The following is a 19,076-nucleotide window of genomic DNA, read 5'->3' on the forward strand; positions in this document are numbered from 1 at the left end:
AACGCCCCCGGAGCGGGTCCGTCCAGTCAACGGTGTAACTCGCGGCTGATTTCTTCTATCGCGAGGCCGGGGACAGCCGGCCTTCGAAGGTGATGGCGAAGGCGTTGAGGGCGGCCTTCCAGCGGGTGACCCAGCGTTTGCGGCCCTTGCCCGTGGGGTCGAGACTCATGATCGCCATGTAGACGCACTTGAGCGCGGCCTGCTCGTTGGGGAAGTGGCCGCGGGCCTTGACCGCCCGGCGGATGCGGGCGTTGACCGACTCGATCGCGTTCGTCGAGCAGATCACCCGGCGGATCTCGGCATCGAAGTTGAGGAAGGGCACGAACTCGGCCCAGGCGTCCTCCCACAGCTTCACGATCGCCGGATACCGGCTGCCCCAGGCCTCGGCGAACTCCATGAACCGCTCCAGCGCCGCCGCCTCGGTCGGGGCTGTGTAAACAGGCCGCAGCGCTTTGGCGATCGCGTCCCAGTGCTGGCGGGCGGCGTACCGGAAGCTGGCGCGCAGCAGGTGCACCACACAGGTCTGCACCACCGCCTGGGGCCAGACCTGCTCGATCGCCTGCGGCAGGCCCTTGAGCCCGTCGCAGACCACCATCAGCGCATCACCCGCACCGCGGTTCTTGATCTCGGTCAGCACGTGCAGCCAGAACTTGGCGCCCTCACCGCCGTCACCGGCCCACAGGCCGAGGATGTCGCGTTCGCCGTCGACCGTCACAGCCAGGGCGACGTAGATGGGCCGATTGGCGACCTGACCATCGCGGATCTTCACGTGGATCGCGTCGATGAACACCACCGGGTAGACGGGGTCGAGCGGCCGGTTCTGCCACTCGGTCATGCCCTCGATCACCTTGTCGGTGATGGTGGAGATGGTCTGCTTGGATACCTGCGCGCCGTACACCTCGGCCAGGTGCGCGGAGATCTCGCCCGTGGTCAGGCCCTTGGCAGCGAGCGAGATGACCATCTCATCGACGCCGGACAGGCGCCGCTGCCGCTTGGCCACGATCTTCGGCTCGAAGCTGGCGTCCCGGTCCCGCGGCACATCGATCTCGACGGGCCCGACGTCGGTGATCACCGTCTTGGTACGGGTGCCGTTCCGGGCGTTGCCCGTCTGGCTCGCGCCGCGTTCGTGCTTGTCGTAGCCGAGATGGTCGGTGAGTTCGCCTTCCAAGGCGGACTCCAGCACCAGCTTGGTCAGCCGGCCCAGCAGCCCGTTGTCGCCGACCAGCTCCAGGCCATCAGCGCGGGCCTGCTCGACCAGCTTGGCCACCAGTTCCTGCTCTGAGGCCTGCGGCTTCTTACGCGCCACCGCGGCGTCCTCCAGGTCATTCGTCGCTTCCGATGCCTGGATCACAGTAGTCATCGATGCGTTCTCCTTGATCAGGAGTTACACCGAAGACCGTACAGTCCCCCCGGAGCACCGCGTCCACGAGATATCCGAAGACGAGGAAGAGACCAAGATAGGGCAGATACACATATCGGTTCGCGTGATATCCGTCGATGAGAAGCACGGCCTGGGTCGGCGCGATGGTGACCACGAAGAACCCGAGCCCGAAGACGAGGATTCTGCGCACCGGCCTCACCACCCACGCGGCGGCGATCCCGGCCGCGAGCACGAGCGGGAAAACGGAGAAATACCAGGGGAAGGGCGTGCGGGGGTATTCGTAGGCGAACGACAGGTGCACCGGATAGACCGACTGCACAAGGTGGTCGACCAGCGCCGAGCAGGTCAGGAGGATCCGGTCGACCACGGTGTATCCGCCCTGTGGAACCACGTCCTGCCGTACGTCCAGCCCGACGAGCACCGTGATCGCGGCGATGACGAAGAACGGGAGTTTCTCCAGGAGCAGACGCCGGCTCGGCCCGCGGCACAGCCAGAAGTCCACGAGGAACAACACCACGGGAAGCGCGACGGCGGTCGACTTGGACAGCGCGGCCAGCCCGAACAGCACCACCGACCAGACCAGCGGCCGCCATCGCCATGACTCGAGATAACGCACGTAGAGCGAGATCGCGGCCAGCGAGAAGAGCGTGGCCAGCAGATTGCTGCGGGCCGAGATCCAGGCGACCGTGTCGACGTTCACGGGATGGATCGCGAAGGCCACCGCGACGAAACAGGCCGGGAAAGCGCGCTCGGTGAGCCGCCGGAAGAGCAGGAACACCAGCACCACATTGGCCAGGTGCAATATCAGGTTCGTGAAGTGGTACATGCCGATCGCGCCATGGCCGAACATGTAGTCGATCGCGTACGACACGTACACCAGCGGCGTGTACATGAACTGCAGCGGCGTGGTGAACCAATAGCCGATGTTGGCCGCGCTGAACTCCCGGATGGAGACGTTGTCCACGACGCCTTCGGGATCGTCGAAATAGATGAAGCCGTTGCCGAGGCCGTTGGCGTGCACGGCGAACGTCCCCGCGACGATCAGGAACAGAATCTGCCACGGCAGGGAAGAGTTCCGCGCTCCGATCGCGCTCGCGGGTGCGGCCGCGTAACGAGGACCACGGCGAACGGCCGGGCGAGCGGGCGTCATCACACGCCTCCAGTGAGCGTCGTCGCTGACGGGCGTCCCGGTCCCGCCGGCGTTCCCACGCCGGCTTTCCGGGCGTCCGCGACGAGGCAGAAGGCGGGCGTTCCCGGAAATCGTGGACCGCCCCGGACTGTACGCCGCACTGATCTAACCCGGTACCGACGGCGGCCCGCGCCACCCGGCACAAGGGGCCTGACCAGGAAGATTGCCCAGGGCGGCAAGGCCGTCCGCTGAAACGATCAGAGCGGCGCCCTCGGTGCCCGGCTCAGTGCTCGCCCCTGTGCCCCGCTTCCGTGCCCCGGCCTCCGTGCCCCGGCCTCCGTGCCCCGCCTCCGTGCTCGGCCTCCGTGCTCGGCCTCCGTGCTCGGCCCAGGGAAGCAGGCCGAAGCATCAGTGCCCCTGCCCGGGCCGCTCTCACCCGCCGGTGTATACAAGGCGAACATGACAGCGGATACCTTCACGGATTCGACGGCATTCCTCGCCTCCAAGGGCGCCGCCGGGCTCCCCCACCCCGGGGGCACGCTCCTGGAACACCTGCGGCGCGTCGCCGCCCGGCTCAAGGACTGGGGCGCGCCGGAAGAGGTCCAGCTCGCCGGCCTGTGCCACGCGGCCTACGGCACGGACGGCTTCGACCACCCGCTCCTCGGCCTCGCCGATCGCGCCGCGCTGGCCGAGGTGATCGGGGCCCCGGCCGAGGCGCTCGTATATCTCTACGCATCCTGCGACCGCGCGGCCACCTATCCCGCCCTGCGCTTCGCCGACCGCTTCACGGGCCGTACGGTCGACCCCTCCGACACCGAGCTCCGGGCGTTCATGCTGATCACGGCCGCGAACGAGATCGACGTCGCCCGGCACAACGCGGACATCCGCACCGAGCACGCAGCCGCGCTGCACGCGTTCTTCGCCCGCAACCGGGACCTGCTGCCACCGGTCGCCTGGGAGGCCGTCAAGGAGACCTTCGCCGTCCGCATCGCGAGCCTCGATCACCTGGTCCTGACCGTGGCCGACATCCCCCGCGCCATCGCCTTCTATCGCGACGCCCTCGGCATGGAGCCGGTGACCTTCGGCGACGGCCGCCACGCGCTCGTCTTCGGCTCCAGCAAGATCAACCTGCACCAGGCCGGGCACGAGATCCGGCCGCACGCCCTCCACCCCGTGCCGGGCAGCGCCGACCTCTGCCTGATCACCCACTCGCCCCTGGATCAGGTGGCCGCTCATCTGACCGCTTCGGGCGTACTCATCGAAGAAGGTCCGGTGCCCAGGACCGGCGCGCTCGGCCCGATCACCAGCCTGTACGTCCGCGACCCGGACCACAACCTCATCGAGATCTCCACCTACGACTGAGAAAGAGTCCTTGACGTCGGCTCCGGCACCCCGGCCCGCGAGATGGTGCAGGCGTCTTGTTCAGGAGACCGTACGGCAGGCCGTCGGCGCATTCGAGCGCACGCCCGGCCTGCCGTACGGGAAACGGCACAGCGCACGCCCGGCCTGCCGTACCGGAAACGGCGCCGCCCATGCTCGGGCCTCGACCGTTCACGACTTCAGCGTGAGCCTCTTCCTCGACGTGCCCGGGAAGACGACGATCAGGTGCTCTTCCTCCTCCGAATCGTCGACCCGCACGTAGACACGGAGCCGGTAGCGGCCCTTCCCGTTGATCGCCAGGTTCGGCATCGGGGCACCCGCGCCCACCTCTCCGCCCTCGCTTATGTCCGGCACGGTGAGCCTGCCGCTGCGGCTGACGATCGGCACCTCGTTGACCTGATCCCATCCGGCCGTCCGCCGCGGCGGCGGGGTGCGGAAGGCCTTCACCGTGAGGCAGACATCGGCCACATCCGCGACATGGCCGACGAGCACCGCGCTGCCGGCCACCCCGATGCCGGCGTCGTCGTCGAAGACCCTGTCCATCGCCTGCTCCGCCGTCTCCTCGGCCGCTTCGTCTTCGGGGTCGTAGACCAGATAGCCGGGATCGCCGTCGACGAACAGGAAGTAGTTGGCCGTGGCCTGGACGACACCCTTCGTCCGGGGCCACGGGTCGCGGCACCTCGCGTTCTGCTCGGCGACGTAGGCGGCGTCCGCCTCCTGCATCTCCGTGGTCGACCGCAGCAGCTCCGGATGGGTCGCGCCGACGATCTCGGGACAGACGTAGACGAGGTCCCACGGGTCCGCGCCCCAGGCGGGCCGCGCGCTCCCGGCCCGGGTGAGAATCGCGTGCTCCTCGTCGCGGTCCTTCGCATGGCACAGCATCCGCCCGTACGCGAGGATCTCCTGGTCCGACACGCTGTCCGGGAACACGGGCGGCACTCCGCCCTCCCTGCTCCGCGCCCGGCACAGGAACGCGGCGTCCCGTTCCGAGGGTTTCAGATCGCCGAATGCGGGCCGGTCATAGCAGTCCACCGACCAGCCGGTGTAGGTGAGGTGCGGGGTCGCCTCCGGGTGGATCGCTGCGATGACCGGCAGTACGGCCACGGCCACCACCGCGACACGGATCACGCGCCGCCGCGCGGGCGGCAGGTCCGTCTGAGTGCCCTCGGCGGGCATTTCACGGGCGGTCGCCGCGATCCACACGCTGCTGATCAGCGCCGCCGCGTCCATGATGACCACCGCCGCCAGGCTGCCGCCGGAGATCCTCCCCAGGAGAACGTTGAGCGGGATCGCCAGCGCGCAGACCCCCACCGACAGCCATCCGGCGGCCTGCGTGCCGCGGCTCCACCGGCCGTCGCGCCACTGTCCGACGACCGTGATGGCGATCGCCGCCGCTCCGCCTGCCAGAAACGTCAGTTCGACGATGGTGCCCGATCCGAGCCGCGGGAGGTCGAGTTCGTCGAGCAGTTCGTCGGCCATCCCCATCAGCTCGACCGCGTACATCACCCCGGCCACCGCGCGCAGCATGCGGGACCGCCAGCGGATGACGAGCAGGTAGAGGACGTTGATCGCGGTCCACAACGCGAGCTGGAACGCCGCGTCGACCGCGCCGGGAAGCAGCGCGATCGAGTACCACGGCACGAGGGTGCACGCCACCGCCAGATAGAGCAGCCGGCGCAGTGCCTTCGCCTGACTATCCAGCGGTCCCGGCGCGGGGGCGCGCAGGATCAGCCACAGCAGCGCGGCCTTCACCAGAGCGGCCACGAGCAGCACCACGATCATCGGGGTGTCGAACCCGGCGCGTACGAAGAACTCCGCATAGGCCGGCGGCGTCCATTCGACGGCGGCCCAGAGCCAGGCGTCGCCGAGCACCAGCCCCGTCACCGCCGCCGCAAGAACCAGGCCGACTACGCAAATCCTGATAATTCGCGAAAAGCTATTCGGAGACACAAGATGCGATCTTAGTGTGGCATTGCCGTACGGCCGGACACAGCGAAACGACGAACGGTCCCGTCACGCCGATCGGACTCCACGACCGCAGATTTCGCTATCGATTTCTCCGGAAACCCGGGCGCGCACATTCACACGCACGTACGGGCCGCCTCGAAGTAGCCGGAGCCGACGACAAGTCTCCGTATCCGAGCGATTTCGCTGTCAAGCCGAGCGCGAATCCCGTTGCTTCGTCACGACCGGATGAGGGGCCGGGTCTCCCCCGCACCGGTGACCACGAGGTGGCGGCGGCGGCTCGGCGCCATCATGGTCGGGTGGGAGATGCCCCAGGCCGCGCTCGCGCAGATCATCTCCTTGATGCGGGCGGCGGTCCGGCCCGTGAACGCGGTGGGCAGGACCTGGTCGTCGGGGGTCACGCGCTGGACGATGCCGTCGTGGCGTCCGATGCTGACGCACTGCAGGACGTAGCCGATCGTGGTCTCGGGAACCTTGCGACCGGTCAGGCGCGCGGCGATGACGTCGGCTGCCAGCCACGCCATCGGGTTCGCCGAAGCGCAGGACATCCGCAGCGGCTTGCCACCCGCTCCTTCGGCGGCTTGAGACAGGCCTGGTGATGCTTGTCCTTGGCGTTGCCGACAGCGAGCAGGACGCCGGTGTCGCACAGGAGCACGTCAGCGGCCCATCTCGGAGCGCAGGATCTCCTCATGGCGTTCGGCGAGGTCCGGCTCAGCCTCGAACGACGCGAAGAACGGGAAGGTCACGCTCCGCGGGGGCAGGCTCGTCCAGACGGCCACGGATCAACTCCAGAGCCGGGCGTAGCTCCGACTCCGGCAACTGGTCCACGAGATAGTGCAACTCCTCGCGCATGGCGCTCGTGCCTCCAGTCTAGGTGTCAGGCAAGACGAAGGCAGAAGCATTGGGCGTAGCCCGGCCCAAATAAGGTCGGTGAGGACCGTGAGAGCGACTGAGCTCGCTCGGCCAGGCAGCCGCATGAGAGGCGAAGTGCCGTGACAGCAGCCCCAGGTCGCTGGTATGGCCCCTCTCTTGCAACCTCTGAGATTGCTTGCCATCGCTCGTAAAAAGAAGATTCGCCCGCCACGGTCATGCGGTCGTCAGACCCCGCAGCCGTCCCCACGCCGCTGCCCATGGCGACCTCCTTGGCATCGGCGATGGCGACCTCTTCGCCCCTGCCGATCATCGGCCCACCGCGATTCTTTGTCATCGCGAGGGCTCCACTCGCACGCTTTCCGAATAAGTCCAAGACGGCAATCTTCACTCCGGTACGGCCCGCCGTGCACGACGCCACAACCGGAGAGTTCCTGGCCGCCATCCCTCTGCCGGCAGGAGTGCGCTCCTCCTGGCAAGTTCTAGCCGCGGCACCCGACAACCGCACCTTTGTACTGTCCGGATGGACCGGGCCGGACTCTCCTCTCCGATTCTTCCGCGTCCACCTCGCCGAGGACGGGTCGCCGAGCGACCCGATACCCGTCCCCGGACTCGAGAGCGACGCACTGGGCGCCGGATACATCCTCGCCCTGAGCCCGGACGCCACGAGACTGGCCTACGCCGCCTCCATCCCGGGTGGAGCGAAGATCTCTGTTGTCGATCTCGCCACCGGGCAGCGCCGCGACTGGAGCACGCGAGTGTCCGTGGTGACCGGCCTGGCCTGGGCCCCGGACGGTCAGCGGATCGCACTGGTGGTCGGTGGCTGGGGCATCGGCGTCCTCGACCTCGGCTTGAAGGGATCCGATCTGCTGGCCGCCACCCGCCTCGTCAAACCGAGCAACGACCTGCCATTCCTGGAATCTGTGGCCTACACCCCCGATGGCAGTGCCCTGATCTACTCGGCCGGTCATGCCATAATGCGCATCCCGGTCGACGGTAGAGGGAAATCGCAGGTTCTCGCGCGGCTCACCCTCCGTTTCAGCCTTGATGGAACCGGCCAATACCTGCTCTACGTGCACCGATGGCGGGGCTTTCGAGTCGATCTTGCCAATGGTTCGACCACGCCGATGCCGATCAAGACCGATGAGCACCCCGGCGAGGGCGACTCCCCGAACGCCGCCTGGTGATGACCCCATCCGAGAGCCATCGCGCGGGCGGCGGTCGACGTGGTCGCCAAACAGCTCTCCGCGACCTGGCGTGCATGGGCCATGACAGTGTGCGCGCCGCGATGATCTACCAGCACCGCACCGCTGAGGCAGACCACAAGATCGCCAATGTCATGAACGGCAAGATCGCACAAGTCCTACCGACTGAGGCGAGTGGTCACTGAGCAAGATCGATTGCGTTCGCTAATGGCACGTTAATGGTACGAGCCCCGTGTTCCCTGATGGGAGACGGGGCTCTTTTCGCAGGTGGGCGGTACTGGGTTCGAACCAGTGACCCCTCGCTTGTAAGGCGAGTGCTCTACCGCTGAGCTAACCGCCCGGACCGGACTACACCTTACGACACCGACCCGCCTCTCAGCACATCGAGTGACCAGTCGGCGCCCGCGTCGCCGTCTCCCGCGGCCTGCCAGCCGAGTAGGGCCGCGCCCAGCATGCCCGCCCGGGTGCCCAGGGCGGCCGGGCGTACGGGCGGGGGCTCGCGGAAGGCCAGCCGACCGGCGAGCCGCTCCTTCAACGGCTCGAACAGGGTTGCGCCTGCCTCCGCCAGGCCGCCGCCGATGACGATCAGGGCCGGGTCGAGCACGAGCACGTACGACGCGAGGGCGATGGCCAGGGCCTCGATCGCCTCGCCGAACACCTCGGCGGCCACCGGGTCTCCCGCGACCGCGAGTTCGACGACCTCCTTCGCTGTCGCCGTACGGCCGGAGCGGTCGGTGAAGCGCCGGGCCACGGCCGAGGCGGAGGCGTAGGTCTCCAGGCAGCCGATCTGCCCGCAGGCGCACTTCTCCCCCGCGGGCCAGACGGCCGCGTGCCCGATCTCGCCGCCCCACCCATGCGCTCCGCCGTACGGCTCGCCGCGGAGCACCACCGCTCCCGCGATGCCGGTGCCGATGGGCAGGAAGAGGAAATCGGCGACGTCGCGGCCCGCGCCGAAGACGCTCTCGGCCAGGCCGCCCGTACGGACGTCGTGGCCGAGCCGCGCCGGGACGCCCGGCGGCGTGAACGCCTCGGCGGGCACGTCGCGCCAGCCGATGTTGGCCGAATAGACGGCGGTGGACGCGGTGACGATGCCCGGTACGGCCAGGCCAACCCCGGCGGGCTCGGCGCCATACCGGGAGCGGCCGAGGTCGGCGATCTCGCCGACGTAGGCGCGCACGGCGTCCACGACCGCGTCAGGACCGTCCTCACGCCCCGTGGGACGCCCGGCGAGGACGGTGACCTCGCCGCGCCGGGTGACGAGGCCGCCCTTCATGGAGGTGCCGCCCACGTCCAGGGCGACGACGTACGTCACGAGCGGCCCAGGACGCGGTCGAGGGCCGCCTCCACCTCCGCGGCGAGGCCGGGCATCCGGGCGGAACCCGGCGGGCCGGCCGTGACGAGCGGCTCACCGGCGCGGGCGAGCCGCACCTCACCGCAGGAGCGGCACTCGATCTCCCCCAGGCGGCAGATCAGCGCGATCGAGCCGCACGAGGCGCACGTGTCGAGATCGAGATCGTGCACGCGCTGGCAGTCCGGGCAGACGAGGACCTGCGCCTCGTGGCGCACCGCGCGCTTCCATGGGCTGGCGCCGCGGACGGGGTCGGTCTGCCGGGCCCCGCACCGGTAGCAGGGCATCGTGGCCTCCAAAAGGGCGAGTCGGAGTCGGAGTCGGATATGTCAGTGCCCGGGGGCGGGCAATGAAACGATCAGATGTCCGCGAGCGCCTTGCGGTACTCGTCGAGATCGCGTGCGGAACCGATCGGGTTGACGACCTTCCAGCGCACGATGCCTTCGCCGTCGATGATGAACGTGCCCCGGAGCGCGAGGCCCCTGTCCTCATCGAGGACACCGTACGCCCGGGCGACCTCACCGTGGGGCCAGAAATCCGACAACAGGGGAAAAGTGAAACCCTCCTGGTCGGCCCAGGCACGCTGGCTGAACATCGAGTCGACCGACACCGCCAGCACCTGGACGTGCGGAGGCAGGGAGCCGGCGAGCTCGTCGCGGATGGCCGCGAGCTCGCCATGGCAGACGGGGCTGAAGGACAGGGGATAGAAGACGAGCATCACGGTTTTTCCCCGCAGGCCGGACAGGCGCACGGGGACTCCGTGCTGGTCCTTGAGCGCGAAATCCGGAGCCCGCTGCCCGACCTCTATCGCCATGAGCAGTCCCTCCCCAGGTGTCCGCTCATCATCCTGCCGTACGGCATCCCCGGGCCGTACGGCAGGGCAATACTCAGCGGCGGGCCTTCGGGGCGACGAGCCTTGTGCCCGACCAGTCCCTGGCGGCGCTCACGCTGCTCGTCTGCGACAGACCCGCGGTCGCCGCGTCCTCGCCGATGTCGCTGGGCTCCACGTGGCCCTCGCGCCCCGCCTTGGGGGTCAGCAGCCAGATCTGGCCTCCGTCGGCGAGTGCGGTCATCGCGTCGCTCAGCGCGTCGAAGAGGTCGCCGTCGCCGTCACGCCACCAGAGCAGCACCACGTCGACGACGTCGTCGTAGTCCTCGTCCACCAGCTCGTTGCCGGTCAGCTCCTCGATGGACTCGCGCAGCGCCTCGTCGCAGTCCTCGTCCCAGCCGACCTCTTGCACCACCTGACCGGCTTTGAGGCCGAGTCGTTCGGCCAGGCCGCGCTCGTCCTGCGCCTGACCCGCGGTCGCGCTCACGTTTATCCCTCCTGCTTGGGTGACCCCGCCCAGTTTGCGGTTGTCCCGGCTCGTTGAGAGCCATGCTTCGGCACAGTCCACACGCTGCGACCCTTCGTCGTCAACGGTCGCCACGGCGGGTGACCCGCACCGTTATCTCTTAATCGGTCAAAAACGACAAACGAACACGCCTGTCGGGGTTGTCGACGTTGAGATCGACCAGGGCGACCGACTGCCAGGTCCCCAGCGCCAGCCTGCCCGCGAGGACGGGAACGGTAGCGTACGGCGGAATGAAGGCGGGCATGACATGCGATCTCCCGTGCCCGCGAGAGCCGTGCGCATGCCGCCACCGGTCGTCCGCCGGCAGCAGGTCTCCCAGGGCGGCCAGCAGGTCCTCGTCGCTCCCGGAGCCGAGCTCGATCAGCGCCACGCCCGCCGTCGCGTGCGGGACGAAGACGTGCAGCAGCCCGTCTCCCCCGCACTCGCGCACGAAGTCGGCGCACTCCTTCGTTATGTCGTGCACGCGCTCGCGCGCGCCGGTCCGCACGTCGATCACCGTCGATTTCACATCCGCGATATTACGATTCGCGCTGAGCTGGGACGACGACGGCGTCCGGTCCGGGGAAGACGAGCGCCTCGTGCCCGTCCTCATATCTCACCAGGAACGGCGGGCCGCCCTCCGGGCCGCGGACCTCGACGATCACACCGTGCTTCTCGTGGTCGCCCACGACGGCACCGTGCACCACCAGCCGGTCCCCTACCGTTGCATGCATCTCGGTCCCCCTCTCTCCTGAGCCTGGTACGGCTATCGCCACCTGGAAAGAGGAGAAACCCTCCTCTCCTCAGAGGAAGGGACAACTCATACCAAAACGTTACGTGGCCGCCACACGACCGCCCGGCCCCGTCCGCTTGTCCCGGGCGACATGCCGCAGACCTGGAAACAGACGAGTAGAGAGCGTGCCGTAGACGATTACAAATCGTCGGGGATCCCGGCCGCGCGACGACTTCGCCGGGCCTTCCGGATAAGGCTCGGCAAGGCCGGGTAGGGGGGTTCCGACCAGGCACGATATGACCTCTGAGACCCTGCGGCGCCCCCGGCGGCGGCCAGGAATGGATGGTGGGTAAAAATCGTCCTACCATCGGTGGTCTAGGCCAAGAACTGCCCCGCAGCCAGCGCGGACGGTTCGGTTACCGGGAAGTAGAGATGCACTTTCCGGTAGGACGAGACAGGATGGAAGAAGACCGCAACGCCGCGATCAAGCGCTGACTGCATCGCAGCAGGCAACCCAGACGTAACAGATCCGACGAGACACAGTCCATTCTCGGAAGGCGAGACCCAGTGGCTTCCGGACGCCAGCGTTTTTCGATCATCAGTGACGGCCTACCCAGCCAGTTGCCTGATGTCGATCCGAGCGAGACCAGCGAATGGCTCGAATCGCTCGACAACGTCATCAAGACCGAGGGTCGCACCCGGGCCCGCTACCTGATGCTCCGGCTGCTAGAGCGCGCCCGCGAACACCAGGTCGGCGTGCCCGGCCTGCGCAGCACGGACTACATCAACACCATCCCACCGGAGCGTGAGCCCTGGTTCCCAGGGGACGAGTACGTCGAACGCCGCATCCGGGCCTACATCCGCTGGAACGCGGCGGTGATGGTGACCCGTGCCAACGCGCGGACCAACGTCGGCGGCCACATCGCCACCTACGCGTCCGCGGCCTCGCTCTACGAGGTGGGCTTCAACCACTTCTTCCGCGGCAAGGACCACGGGGAGTCGGGCGATCAGGTCTTCATCCAGGGCCACGCGGCCCCGGGCATCTACGCCCGTGCCTTCCTTGAGGGCCGCCTCGACGCGGCCCAGCTCGACGCGTTCCGCCAGGAGCTGTCCCACGGGATCAAGGGCCTGCCGTCCTACCCGCACCCCCGGCTCATGCCGGACTTCTGGGAGTTCCCCACGGTCTCCATGGGCCTCGGCCCGATCGGCGCGATCTACCAGGCGCGGTTCAACCGCTACCTGCTCAACCGCAAGATCAAGGACACCAGCCGCAGCCACGTCTGGTGTTTCCTGGGCGACGGCGAGATGGACGAGCCCGAGTCGCTCGGCGCGATCGGCGTCGCGGCCCGCGAGGAGCTCGACAACCTCACCTTCGTCATCAACTGCAACCTGCAGCGGCTCGACGGCCCGGTACGCGGCAACGGGAAGATCATCCAGGAGCTGGAGTCGTACTTCCGCGGTGCCGGCTGGAACGTCATCAAGGTCGTCTGGGGCCGTGACTGGGACCCGCTGCTCGCGGCCGACGTCGACGGCGTGCTGGTCAACCAGATGAACACCACGCCCGATGGCCAGTTCCAGACCTACTCGGTCGAGTCGGGCGCCTACATCCGCGAGCACTTCTTCGGCGGCGACCCGCGCCTGCGCAAGATGGTCGAGCACATGACCGACGACGACATCCGCAAGCTGTCGCGCGGCGGTCACGACTACCGCAAGGTGTACGCCGCGTTCAAGGCGGCCCGCGAGCACGTCGGCCAGCCGACCGTCATCCTGGCCCAGACGATCAAGGGCTGGACGCTCGGCAAGGACTTCGAGGCGCGCAACGCCACGCACCAGATGAAGAAGATGAGCAAGGCCGAGCTCAAGGAGTTCCGCGACCGGCTCTACCTGCCCATCCCCGACAAGGACCTCGAGGCCGACCTCCCGCCGTACTTCCACCCGGGCGAGAACAACGACGAGATCGCCTACATGAAGGAGCGCAGGGCGGCGCTCGGCGGCTACCTGCCGAAGCGAGTAGTACGCGCCAAGCCGCTCAAGCTCCCCGGCGACCCCGTCTACTCGGGCCTGCGCAAGGGCTCCGGCAAGCAGAACGTCGCCACCACCATGGCGTTCGTCCGCCTGCTCAAGGACCTCATGCGCGACAAGGAGATCGGCGCCAGGTTCGTGCCGATCATCCCGGACGAGGCCCGCACATTCGGTGTGGACGCGATGTTCCCGACCGCCAAGATCTACTCGCCCCACGGGCAGACGTACGAGGCGGTCGACCGCGAGCTGCTGCTGTCCTACAAGGAGTCGACCGAGGGTCAGATCCTGCACGAGGGCATCAGCGAGGCCGGCTCGATGGGCTCGGTCCTCGCGGCGGGCACGTCGTACGCCACCCACGGCGAGCACATGATCCCGGTCTACATCTTCTATTCGATGTTCGGGTTCCAGCGGACCGCCGACCAGATGTGGCAGCTCGGCGACCAGATGGGCCGGGGCTTCCTGCTCGGCGCCACCGCCGGCCGCACCACGCTGAACGGCGAGGGCCTGCAGCACGAGGACGGCCACACCCCGCTGATCGCCTCGACCAACCCCGCCGCCGTGGCGTACGACCCGGCGTGGGCGTTCGAGATCGCGCACATCGTCAAGGACGGCCTGCGGAGGATGTACGGGGAGCACCCCGAAGACGTCTTCTACTACCTGACCGTCTACAACGAGCCCTACCCGCAGCCGGCCGAGCCGGAGAACGTGGACGTGGAGGGCATCCTCAAGGGCCTCTACCTCTACGCCCCTGCGACGGGCGAGGGGCCGAAGGCGAACATCCTGGTGTCCGGCGTCGCCGGCCCGTGGGCGCTGGAGGCACAGCGGATGCTGGCGGAGGACTGGGGCGTGGCGGCCTCGGTCTGGTCGGCCACCTCCTGGAGTGAGCTGCGCAGGGACGCCCTGGCCGTCGAGGAGCACAACCTGCTCAACCCCGACGCCGAGCAGCGGGTGCCGTACGTGACCACCAAGCTGTCGGGTGTGCCGGGGCCGTTCGTCGGCGTCAGCGACTACATGCGCGCCGTCCCGGACCAGATCGCCCAGTGGGTGCCCGGCGACTGGACCTCGCTCGGCACCGACGGCTTCGGCCTGTCCGACACGCGTTCGGCGCTGCGCCGCCACTTCCACGTGGACGCGGCCTCGATCACGCTGGCGGTGCTGACCCAGCTCGTGCGGCGCGGCGAGGTCAAGGCCGAGACGCTGCAGGAGGCCGTCGCCCGCTATCACCTCAAGAACGGCGTGACCGAGGTGACGGCTCAGCAGACCCCGGAGACCAACGACACCCAGTCGATGGGCGTCTGATCCGCGGATCGTCCGGCGGCCCCCGCTCCGGCGGGGGCCGCCGTCGTTTCCGGAGCCCTCACCCCACGCGGGAGTCCGGAGCCCTCACCCCACGCGGGAGTCCGGAGCCCTCACCCGCGCCGGAAGCGGGGCTGTGTCCGGGGCCTCATCCCGCCTGAGCGGCGCGGATGAGGCCCCGGCGTGCGTTACCGGCCGGTCCCAAGCCACCTCCAAGCGGGTAACAAGAACGTTCCATCACGCTTGCGGCCGTGGATGGAAATCTCAGGAAATACTTCGGCAGACTGACCGGGGGAATGGCCGCGACGGCGGCGTTCGCCCTGCTCGTCGTGGCCGCTCCCGCTTCGGCGGACACCGTGGACGAGGTCCCCGTCGGCACCCGGCTGGCCGCTCGCACCCACCCGGCCGTGCAGCTCACCAGCATCACCTATTCCGGCGAGGTCGTCGTCCCGAGCAGCCAGGCCAAGGAGGCCGCGTGGGACCAGCTCACCAACGAGGCCACCCGGGCCGTGCTCACCGGCAAGATCCCCTCTGACGAGCGGAGCATCGCCAAGTTCCTCTTCCAGCGCGTGGCGGCCGACGTCGACCGGTATCTCCGGCCCGTCGGCCCGGAACGCACGGTCAAGGCTCAGGTCGGCGGCATGTGCACGGGCTGGTGGGTGACCCCCGACGGCTACATGGTCACCGGCGCGCACTGCGTCGAGATGAGCGACGAGGAGCTGTCGCAGACCTTCGCGCGGCAGGCGCTGGAGAAGTTCAACAAGCAGGACGCGAAGGACATGATCAACGCCCTGCGGAACTTCGAGGCCGACAAGGAGATGATCGAGCTCGTCCAGCAGATCTACGTCACCTTCAACAGCACCCACCTGGAGATCCGCGGCCTGCGCAAGAGCCTGTCGGTCCTGCAGAGCCTGCCCGGCGGCGGCGTCGACAAGACGGCCAAGGAGGTCCCGGCCGAGCTGGTGTCGGTCGGCGAGAGCTACCCGGGCAAGGACTTCGCGCTGCTCAAGGTCAACGGCCGGCAGAACCTGCCGACCGTGCCGCTCGGCGATGACGCCGACGTGCAGACCGGCGACACGCTCTACATCAGCGGCTTCCCCGGCCTGGTGACCAACACGCCGTGGTTCAGCGTCGAGTCGAAGCTCGACCCGGCGCTGACCGAGGGGCCGTACAACGCCAAGCGCACCACGCAGGAAGGCGTGCCGTACGTCCAGACGCAGGCGCCCTCCTATCACGGCAACTCCGGGGGTCCCGTCTTCAGCCGGGCGGGCAAGGTCGTCGGCATGCTGATCGCCGGCACCGTGAGCGAGAACGGCGAGGCGTCGGAGAACGAGAGCTTCGTGCTCCCGGTCTCGATCATCAAGGAGAAGCTCAACGAGAAGAACGTCAGGCCCGCCGCGTCGCTGACGACGACGAAGTACAACGAGGCGCTCGACGACTTCTTCCAGCGGCACTACAAGGACGCGCTGCCGAAGTTCCGCGAGGTGCAGGCGCTGTTCCCGAGTCACCCGTACGTCGCGAAGTACATCACCGACTCCCAGCAGGCGATCTCGTCCGGCAAGGACGAGACCCCGCAGCCGTTGTGGCTGTGGATCGCCGCCGGAGCCGGTGCGCTGGTCGTGGCCGGCGGCGGTCTCCTGCTGCTGATCCTGATGCGCAGGCGCAGGAAGACCGCCTTCTCCGCGCAGGGACAGTCGCCCTCGCCCGCGTACGGCGGGCCGTATTTCCAGGCCGACGGCGGCGGTGGCTACCCGGCGCAGGTCGGCGCCGGCTACGACCGGCAGCCGGTGAACGGGCACCTGCTGCCGCAGGGCCGGCAGCCGCAGAGCCTGCCGCCGGCCAACGGCCACCGGCCCGGGCGGACGTCCGGAGACCACGAGGTCCCGCCCTCGCGCGACTTCGATCCCCAGCGGCCTGGCGTGCGTTACGACCGCCAACGGCCGGACATGGGCGACGACTCCCAGCGGCCGGACGCGGGCAACGACCTTCAGCGACTCGACGGCGCGACACGGTATGTGCGTCCAGCTCCCTCGCCCTATGGGCAGCAGTGGTCGCAGGCCGCACCGGGCCAGGGCCAAGATCAGGTTCAGAGCCAGGTCCAGAGCCAGGGCCAAGTCCAGGGTCAGGGCCAGGCCGGCTCCGGCGCCCCGGACATCGCCGACCTGGAGCGGGAGATCGCCGAGCTGCGCCGCCAGTTGCAGCACCGGCAGTTGCAGCACCCGCAGGTGCAGAACCGGCAGCCGGAGGCATGACGAGGCCCCGCCACGGCACGTGTGGCGACGCGGCGGGGCCGGCCGCCCGTGTCGGCACCTCGAACGGGCGGCCGGCGGACCCCACCCGACCGGCGGGGGTGGGGAACGGCCGTCCGAGCGCCCTGACGGCCCGGAGGGGAAGGGCCCGGGGGGAAAGGCACCGCAGGGGAAGCACGGGGGGGATCCCGGCGGGCGTCCGGACGGCCTGGGTCGCTCCGGCCGGTCAGGAACCGGCCGGGGCGAAGATGCCGAAGAGGTTGCCGGACGGGTCGTGAAGGTAGGCGAAATCGGGGCCGCTCTCGTTGCCCACGACCTGGCTGAGCACCTTCCCGCCCAGGGTTTCCACGGTGCGGCAGGTCTCGGCCACGTCCCGCACGAGCACGGTGAAGATGGCGTGACCGGGCATGTCGCCGCGGATGCCGAACACGCCGCCGCTCACCTCGTCGTCACCGTCGTAGCTGATGAGCCGGTAGTCCATGCCCATGGCGGCCGAGTTCTCGTCGGTCTGGAACCGCCAGCCGAACAGGTCACCGTAGAAGCGCTGGACCCCCTCGGGATCGTCGCTCGCGACTTCGAACCAGGCGACGGTGTTGACGGCGGGGACGGCGGGAGTGGTCATCGTCGGTCTCTTTCTTCCGTGGCGCTCTGCAGTTGCGCCCTGCTTGTCGCGCCCTGCTTGTCGCGGCTTGTCGCGCCCTGCTGTAGCCCTCTGTGGCGGGCGCTCTCTCCTGTGCGACGGCGGCGGCCGTGACGAGCGGGGAAGGTGCTCGATGGGCCACGGCCGGCCCGTCGTCGTGTGAGTAGAGCCTCCCGCTCCCTCGCGACACCCCCCTGTCGGCGTTTCCGAAGACTCACGAACATTTTTTCGAAGAAACGATCAGTCGAGCACCGGTGTGCGCGCGATCATGTCAGGCACCCCGGCGTCGAACGCTTCCAAAGGCCGGCCTGGCACCGGATCCTCGGTGAGGACGGCCTCGACGATGCGGTCGAGCCGGAAGACGCGGACGGCGTCGCGCAGGCGGCACCAGGCCACCAGGTACCACCACCCGCTCCGCCCGCCGACGAACGCCCCGGGCTCCACCTCCCTGGTCGTGAGCACACCCTGCGCGTCGCCGTAGTGGATGCGCAGGACGACGCCCTTGAGCAGGGCCTCCTCGATGACCCGGCCGATCGACCCGGTGTAGCGGGACTCCGGCTTGTCGTCGGTGAGGATCTGCACGCGGGCGGCCAGTTGCCGGGCTCGGTCCCCCTCGGGGCCGGGCATGGCGGCGACGAGCTTGCGCAGCGCGCTGCGCGCCTCGTCGGCGAAGGGCTGCTGTTCTGTGCGGCTCAGGGCGATCGCCACCGCCACGGCCTCGGCGGGGGTGAAGTTGAGCGGGGGCAGGGACATGCTCTTGTCCAGCGCGTATCCTCCCCTGCGCCCGACCTCCGCGTAGATCGGCACGCCGGCCTGCTGCAGCGCGGAGATGTCCCGCTCGATGGTCCGCGAGCTCACCTCGAAGCGCAGGGCGAGCTCACGCGCGGACCGGCAGCGCGGGGAGATCGCCCGCAGGTCCTCGACGATCGCGTAGAGCCGGTCGGTACGGTTCACGCCGCAGAGGGTAGGCCACCCCACCGACATTTCTCGCTGACGCGTTCGACTGCATCCCATCAATCCAGGTCATAGTGGGTCAGCGCGAACGGCGCGGTCAGCCGCCGACGGCCTCGGCGAGCTCGGCCAGCCGGTCGCGGCCCGGCTCGGGGAAACGCTCGTCCATGACCTCGGCCCAGGAGATCCGGTCGAGCCGGAAGACGCGGACGTCGTCGCGTAACCGGCACCACGCCACCAGATACCAGTGCCCGCCCCGCCCTCCGAGGCAGATGCTCGGCTCGACGTCCCTGACGGTGGGCACACCCTTGCTGTTGACGTACTCAAGGCGCAGCACGTGCCGCCCGCGCAGCGCCCTGTCGATGGCGCGCTTCACCAGGTCGGGGCCCGCGAGCGCGTACCCGCCCTGGTCGAGCCGGATGGGGACACCGGCCTCCCGGAGCTTCGCGACGTCGCGCACGACGGTGCTCTTGCTGACGCCGAGGCGCGAGGCGAGCTCGCGGGCCGACAGGCACCCGGCGGATTCCAGCTCCCTCACCAGCGCGTCGCGGCGTTTCATGATTCGACGCTACG

Annotated in this window: 18 protein-coding genes and 1 tRNA gene; 4 read left to right on the top strand and 15 right to left on the bottom strand. The window is 68.9% G+C overall.

Annotated features, from left to right (window positions below):
- Positions 1-55: 55 nt before the first annotated feature.
- Positions 56-1,360, bottom strand: coding sequence for an IS256 family transposase (locus OHB01_RS38680; protein WP_169953795.1), 1,305 nt, complete (start codon positions 1,358-1,360; stop codon positions 56-58).
- On the bottom strand, positions 1,323-2,531 hold the full coding sequence (locus OHB01_RS38685; protein ID WP_328854707.1) for an ArnT family glycosyltransferase: 1,209 nt from the start codon (positions 2,529-2,531) through the stop codon (positions 1,323-1,325). Before OHB01_RS38685 ends, OHB01_RS38680 begins: the two co-directional genes overlap by 38 nt.
- Before the next feature lie 438 nt (positions 2,532-2,969).
- Between OHB01_RS38685 and OHB01_RS38690 the strand changes: the two genes are divergently transcribed.
- A complete protein-coding gene (locus OHB01_RS38690; RefSeq protein WP_142645676.1) occupies positions 2,970-3,872 on the top strand; it encodes a VOC family protein in 903 nt (300 codons plus the stop codon).
- A 189-nt stretch (positions 3,873-4,061) separates the two neighbouring features.
- On the opposite strand, the gene OHB01_RS38695 is transcribed toward OHB01_RS38690, so the two are convergent.
- The 3 genes from OHB01_RS38695 to OHB01_RS38705 all read right to left on the bottom strand — a co-directional run bounded on the left by OHB01_RS38695 (position 4,062) and on the right by OHB01_RS38705 (position 6,634).
- The gene (locus tag OHB01_RS38695) at positions 4,062-5,774 is read right to left on the bottom strand and encodes a hypothetical protein (protein WP_142645677.1); all 1,713 of its coding nucleotides are present in this window, start codon (positions 5,772-5,774) and stop codon (positions 4,062-4,064) included.
- Between the two features lie 299 nt (positions 5,775-6,073).
- Positions 6,074-6,379 carry a hypothetical protein gene (locus OHB01_RS38700; protein WP_205829865.1) on the bottom strand — a complete coding sequence of 102 codons (306 nt, stop codon included), beginning with the start codon at positions 6,377-6,379 and terminating at the stop codon, positions 6,074-6,076.
- A 132-nt stretch (positions 6,380-6,511) separates the two neighbouring features.
- Positions 6,512-6,634 carry a hypothetical protein gene (locus tag OHB01_RS38705; RefSeq protein ID WP_260617117.1) on the bottom strand — a complete coding sequence of 41 codons (123 nt, stop codon included), beginning with the start codon at positions 6,632-6,634 and terminating at the stop codon, positions 6,512-6,514.
- A 351-nt stretch (positions 6,635-6,985) separates the two neighbouring features.
- Here OHB01_RS38705 and OHB01_RS38710 point away from each other — a divergent pair, with 351 nt between their 5' ends.
- Positions 6,986-7,912 (top strand): TolB family protein, encoded by a 927-nt coding sequence (locus OHB01_RS38710; RefSeq protein ID WP_142645678.1) that lies wholly within the window; start codon positions 6,986-6,988, stop codon positions 7,910-7,912.
- 286 nt (positions 7,913-8,198) lie between these two features.
- On the opposite strand, the gene OHB01_RS38715 is transcribed toward OHB01_RS38710, so the two are convergent.
- From OHB01_RS38715 to OHB01_RS38745, 7 genes are all read right to left on the bottom strand, one after another.
- Positions 8,199-8,270, bottom strand: a tRNA-Val gene (locus OHB01_RS38715).
- Positions 8,271-8,285: 15 nt separating this feature from the next.
- Positions 8,286-9,242 carry an ROK family protein gene (locus tag OHB01_RS38720; protein WP_142645679.1) on the bottom strand — a complete coding sequence of 319 codons (957 nt, stop codon included), beginning with the start codon at positions 9,240-9,242 and terminating at the stop codon, positions 8,286-8,288.
- Complete coding sequence (locus OHB01_RS38725) at positions 9,239-9,565, bottom strand: hypothetical protein (RefSeq protein ID WP_142645680.1); 327 nt, start codon at positions 9,563-9,565, stop codon at positions 9,239-9,241. Before OHB01_RS38725 ends, OHB01_RS38720 begins: the two co-directional genes overlap by 4 nt.
- 71 nt (positions 9,566-9,636) lie before the next feature.
- Complete coding sequence (locus OHB01_RS38730) at positions 9,637-10,092, bottom strand: peroxiredoxin (protein ID WP_185948918.1); 456 nt, start codon at positions 10,090-10,092, stop codon at positions 9,637-9,639.
- Positions 10,093-10,165: 73 nt separating this feature from the next.
- Positions 10,166-10,594 carry a DUF3052 domain-containing protein gene (locus OHB01_RS38735; RefSeq protein ID WP_142645682.1) on the bottom strand — a complete coding sequence of 143 codons (429 nt, stop codon included), beginning with the start codon at positions 10,592-10,594 and terminating at the stop codon, positions 10,166-10,168.
- A 139-nt stretch (positions 10,595-10,733) separates the two neighbouring features.
- Positions 10,734-11,141: a secondary thiamine-phosphate synthase enzyme YjbQ gene (locus OHB01_RS38740; protein WP_142645683.1), complete on the bottom strand. Its 408-nt coding sequence runs from the start codon at positions 11,139-11,141 to the stop codon at positions 10,734-10,736.
- Positions 11,142-11,151: 10 nt separating this feature from the next.
- A complete protein-coding gene (locus tag OHB01_RS38745) occupies positions 11,152-11,346 on the bottom strand; it encodes a DUF1918 domain-containing protein (RefSeq protein WP_142618036.1) in 195 nt (64 codons plus the stop codon).
- Positions 11,347-11,912: 566 nt separating this feature from the next.
- On the opposite strand from OHB01_RS38745, the gene aceE reads away from it, so the two are divergent.
- Positions 11,913-14,666: a pyruvate dehydrogenase (acetyl-transferring), homodimeric type gene (aceE, locus tag OHB01_RS38750; RefSeq protein ID WP_142645684.1), complete on the top strand. Its 2,754-nt coding sequence runs from the start codon at positions 11,913-11,915 to the stop codon at positions 14,664-14,666.
- 248 nt (positions 14,667-14,914) lie between these two features.
- The gene (locus tag OHB01_RS38755; RefSeq protein ID WP_260617119.1) at positions 14,915-16,915 is read left to right on the top strand and encodes a S1 family peptidase; all 2,001 of its coding nucleotides are present in this window, start codon (positions 14,915-14,917) and stop codon (positions 16,913-16,915) included.
- 223 nt (positions 16,916-17,138) lie between these two features.
- Here the strand turns inward: OHB01_RS38755 and OHB01_RS38760 are convergent, their stop codons facing one another.
- From OHB01_RS38760 to OHB01_RS38770, 3 genes are all read right to left on the bottom strand, one after another.
- A complete protein-coding gene (locus OHB01_RS38760) occupies positions 17,139-17,534 on the bottom strand; it encodes a VOC family protein (RefSeq protein WP_142645685.1) in 396 nt (131 codons plus the stop codon).
- 258 nt (positions 17,535-17,792) lie between these two features.
- Entirely contained in the window at positions 17,793-18,506 is a 714-nt protein-coding gene (locus OHB01_RS38765) for a helix-turn-helix transcriptional regulator (RefSeq protein WP_221889863.1), read from the bottom strand.
- A 97-nt stretch (positions 18,507-18,603) separates the two neighbouring features.
- Positions 18,604-19,062, bottom strand: a complete 459-nt coding sequence (locus tag OHB01_RS38770; RefSeq protein ID WP_142645687.1) for a helix-turn-helix transcriptional regulator — start codon at positions 19,060-19,062, stop codon at positions 18,604-18,606.
- Between the last annotated feature and the right edge of the window lie 14 nt (positions 19,063-19,076).

Source organism: Microbispora hainanensis (assembly GCF_036186745.1).
GTDB lineage: Bacteria > Actinomycetota > Actinomycetes > Streptosporangiales > Streptosporangiaceae > Microbispora.

Excerpts from the sequence above, each read along its gene's own strand:
- OHB01_RS38680 (WP_169953795.1), bottom strand. The coding sequence starts at position 1,360 with ATGACTACTGTGATCCAGGCATCGGAAGCGACGAATGACCTGGAGGAC.
- OHB01_RS38700 (WP_205829865.1), bottom strand. The coding sequence starts at position 6,379 with ATGGCGTGGCTGGCAGCCGACGTCATCGCCGCGCGCCTGACCGGTCGC.
- OHB01_RS38690 (WP_142645676.1), top strand. The coding sequence starts at position 2,970 with ATGACAGCGGATACCTTCACGGATTCGACGGCATTCCTCGCCTCCAAG.
- OHB01_RS38710 (WP_142645678.1), top strand. The coding sequence starts at position 6,986 with ATGGCGACCTCCTTGGCATCGGCGATGGCGACCTCTTCGCCCCTGCCG.
- OHB01_RS38730 (WP_185948918.1), bottom strand. The coding sequence starts at position 10,092 with ATGGCGATAGAGGTCGGGCAGCGGGCTCCGGATTTCGCGCTCAAGGAC.
- OHB01_RS38685 (WP_328854707.1), bottom strand. The coding sequence starts at position 2,531 with ATGACGCCCGCTCGCCCGGCCGTTCGCCGTGGTCCTCGTTACGCGGCC.
- OHB01_RS38745 (WP_142618036.1), bottom strand. The coding sequence starts at position 11,346 with ATGCATGCAACGGTAGGGGACCGGCTGGTGGTGCACGGTGCCGTCGTG.
- OHB01_RS38760 (WP_142645685.1), bottom strand. The coding sequence starts at position 17,534 with ATGACCACTCCCGCCGTCCCCGCCGTCAACACCGTCGCCTGGTTCGAA.
- OHB01_RS38725 (WP_142645680.1), bottom strand. The coding sequence starts at position 9,565 with ATGCCCTGCTACCGGTGCGGGGCCCGGCAGACCGACCCCGTCCGCGGC.
- OHB01_RS38770 (WP_142645687.1), bottom strand. The coding sequence starts at position 19,062 with ATGAAACGCCGCGACGCGCTGGTGAGGGAGCTGGAATCCGCCGGGTGC.